3 protein-coding genes are annotated in these 3,328 nt (G+C 38.9%); 1 reads left to right on the top strand and 2 read right to left on the bottom strand.

Annotated features, from left to right (window positions below; all coding sequences use genetic code 11):
- Window positions 1-611: 611 nt before the first annotated feature.
- The gene (locus tag V7659_RS06495; RefSeq protein ID WP_335538909.1) at window positions 612-1,043 is read right to left on the bottom strand and encodes a VOC family protein; all 432 of its coding nucleotides are present in this window, start codon (window positions 1,041-1,043) and stop codon (window positions 612-614) included.
- A gap of 149 nt (window positions 1,044-1,192) precedes the next feature.
- Here V7659_RS06495 and V7659_RS06490 point away from each other — a divergent pair, with 149 nt between their 5' ends.
- Complete coding sequence (locus tag V7659_RS06490; protein ID WP_335538907.1) at window positions 1,193-1,726, top strand: DUF1697 domain-containing protein; 534 nt, start codon at window positions 1,193-1,195, stop codon at window positions 1,724-1,726.
- Window positions 1,727-1,760: 34 nt separating this feature from the next.
- Here V7659_RS06490 and putP read toward each other — a convergent pair whose 3' ends face one another.
- Window positions 1,761-3,242, bottom strand: coding sequence for a sodium/proline symporter PutP (gene putP, locus V7659_RS06485; protein WP_335538905.1), 1,482 nt, complete (start codon window positions 3,240-3,242; stop codon window positions 1,761-1,763).
- Window positions 3,243-3,328 lie beyond the last annotated feature (86 nt).

Here is a 3,328-nt window from a genome sequence, read left to right as displayed (position 1 = left end):
GCCGCTAAACGGGCGCTTGCGCCTTTTGTTCTGTCGAGCGGTGTTCGACATTGTTTTCGCCATTTCCCGGGAAAAAATCTATATGTTAAAAGGGTTTATCCTGTATTTAATCAAACGTTTGGTTAGTAGGGAATGATCGGGAATGGTGTCGAAGCTTGATAATTTCCCTATGAAAATCCTAGTATCGACACGTTTTTTTCTTTCTTATGTAGAAAATGATAACTGGGTCGACAAAGAGTTTTCACAATGTAAGGCTGAAACCCTTTAGTTATATGGCTTCATAGCTAACTAATCAAACGTTTGGATAGTTTTATTAAAGAGTGTTAATTCAACAATAATATTAGGCCTTTTTGCAGTAAAAGCTTAATTCATAAGGGTATTCAGCCAATTTAATTAAACGTTTGATTAATTTCCAGTTAGTCGAAGAATGTGGAAATTAAAAGAAAGAGGGCGAATAGGAGGATTTGTTCTCCCATTTACCGACAAACTTCTTACCTGATTCCATAGAAAAACCCTTTATTTAAAAGGGCTAAAACGAGTACTAATCAAACGTTTGGTTAGGATTATTTTTAGATGAAAATAGTCGAGTTGTGTAAGAATTATTCTCTGTCTTAAAAGGATATCATCGCACCGCGCTCATCAAAAATGGCTGTAGGGTTCCAAGCAACTTCCCAAAGGTTATTTTCAGGGTCAGCAAAATAGGCTATGCGTCCACCCCAGAAGACATCACTTGGCTCTCGCAGTATTTTTGCCCCTGCGCTGCGAATAGTTTCTATCGTTGTATCAACTTGTTCCTGTTGATCTACGTTAATGGAAAAGGTCACTCCATGAAAGCTCTCAGGAGGGTGTGTAAATTCAATGCCGGCATCCTTTGCTAACTCGGCAATCGGGTATAACGAAAGCAGGACGCCTGTTGTTTTAAAGACGGCAAATTGATCTGAACTTATTTCCGTTTCCTCCCATCCTAACGTTTGATAAAACTTTCTAAGAGCAGGCAAATCGTATGCACCGATTGTAAGTAAGCTAACTCTTTGTGGAACCATAGTAAATCCCTCCATAAAAATGATTATTTATCTAATTTTCTCCTAACGGTTCGTATTATCCTCCCAAACTTTCGGATAAAGATAGTTTAAATGAACTAATAAATGGTAAGATTTTAGGAAGGGAATATCTAAAAAAGTGAGGTAAACGGATGACCATTTATATTGCACTGTTACGAGGTATTAATGTTGGCAAGAATAATCGGATCAAAATGGCCGATTTAAAAAATCTGTTAGAAACGCTCGGTTTAGAAAAGGTAAAAACATATATTCAAAGTGGCAATGTTTTGTTTGAATCAAGTGACGATTCTGCTAGACTTAGCTACCGATTAGAGGAGGAAATAAGTAAGACGTTTGGTTTTCCGGTCCCTGTTATTTTAAGAACAACTGAGGAATACCAGCAGATTATTCGTGATTGCCCCTACTCTATGGAATCATTGAAAGAAGGAGAGAGCATCCAACTTGCTTTTTTGGCAGGAGAACCTTCCCAAGAAAAAATAGATAATTTACGTAGTTTCAAAAGTGAACCGGACGAATGTTTTATTAACGGAAGAGAAGTTTATCTGTATCTAAGGCAAAGTATTCTAGATTCAAAACTAGCAGGACAGCTCCCAAAACTAGAGGTTACGGCGACAGTGCGTAATTGGAAAACCGTTATCAAACTATCAACCATGATCGAAAAATAAATACGCTCGGATCAATGGGATCCGAGCGTGTTTATTATTTTTCGCTTTTTAACAAACGAACACTTTCAGTAAATTCTTTTTCAATCTCATCATTTTTTCGATACGTCAGCATACTCACAACGACAGCGACAATAAGGTTGAAAACAAAGCCTGGAACAATTTCATAAAGCGTGTCACCAAGGCCGACATTTTTCCAAACGATAACGGTGACCGCCCCGACGATCATCCCCAATAGGGCGCCCCAATTCGTAATCTTTTTCCAGAATAAACTTAGCAAGATCACTGGTCCGAAGGAAGCACCGAAACCTGCCCATGCATATGCAACAAGGTCTAAAATGGTGCTGTTTTGCTTGAATGCGAGTGCCGCTGCAATAACAGAAACGAGAAGAACCGCCATTCTTCCTAAGAAGACCAGTTGCTTGTCCTTTGCATTTTTGTTCATTACCATTTTATATAAATCTTCAACAAGTGCACTAGATGTAACGATTAATTGGGAAGAAATCGTACTCATAATCGCTGCGAGAATGGCAGCTAAAGCAAATCCTGCGAATAGAGGATGGAATAAAATTTGGCTTAATTCAATGAAAACTGCTTCTGGATTCTTTAAGACATGCTCAGGATTATTATGAAAAAATGCAATGCCTATAAATCCTGTAAAGATCGTACCAATTAGCGAGATAATCATCCAGCCCATACCAATGCGACGGGCGCTTTTTGTTTCTTTGATCGTTTTGATTGCCATAAATCTTACAATGATATGCGGTTGTCCAAAATAGCCAAGCCCCCATGCCATTGCCGAAACTATTCCTAAAAAGGTTGTCCCTTTTAATAAGTCCATTTTAGTAGGATCAATTGCTCGAATCGTTTCAAACGTTTCAGCGGGACCACCCGTGTTGAAAATCCCAATGGCGGGAACAAGTGCTAGGGCAATCAACATCATTAAGCCTTGAATAAAGTCTGTATAACTCACCGCTAGGAATCCACCAAATAAGGTGTAGGCAACCGTAACGCCGCCAACAATTAAAAGTCCGGTATGGTAGCTTGTACCAAATGAACTTTCAAAAAAGACAGCCCCAGAAACCATCCCTGAAGAAACATAGAAAGTAAAGAAAATAAGAATAACAATACCTGAAACAATACGGAGTAGTTTTGTGTTGTCTTTAAAACGATTCTCTAGATAGCTTGGAATCGTGATAGAATCATTGGCCACTTGGGTATAAGAACGTAAGCGAGGTGCCACTAATAGCCAGTTAAGATAAGCGCCAATCGTTAAGCCAACGGCGATCCACGCATCTGCTAAACCGGTTACATAAATTCCTCCAGGTAAGCCCATTAAAAGCCAGCCGCTCATATCAGCTGCCCCTGCACTTAACGCGGTTACAGCAGGTCCTAAAGACCGTCCCCCAAGCATGTAATCTGTAAGATTGCTAGTCTTTCGATAGGAGTACCAACCGATAAAAAGCATAGCGGCAATATAGATTCCGATCGAAAGTAGTTGTAGTGATTCATTAGACATATATTTCCTCCCTCATTTACTTATCGTAGAAAATACTTTCAATAATATTTCCTATTTATAAAATATTCTATCAACTTTAAAATTCT

This window comes from Neobacillus drentensis, from assembly GCF_036966985.1.
GTDB lineage: Bacteria > Bacillota > Bacilli > Bacillales > Cytobacillaceae > Neobacillus > Neobacillus drentensis_E.
Note: the sequence above shows the minus strand (reverse complement) of the source record. Positions and strands in the feature narration are given on the sequence as shown.

What these genes read in the sequence shown, in the direction of transcription:
- V7659_RS06495 (WP_335538909.1), bottom strand. Translation starts at nt 1,043, where the DNA reads ATGGTTCCACAAAGAGTTAGCTTACTTACAATCGGTGCATACGATTTG.
- V7659_RS06490 (WP_335538907.1), top strand. Translation starts at nt 1,193, where the DNA reads ATGACCATTTATATTGCACTGTTACGAGGTATTAATGTTGGCAAGAAT.
- putP (WP_335538905.1), bottom strand. Translation starts at nt 3,242, where the DNA reads ATGTCTAATGAATCACTACAACTACTTTCGATCGGAATCTATATTGCC.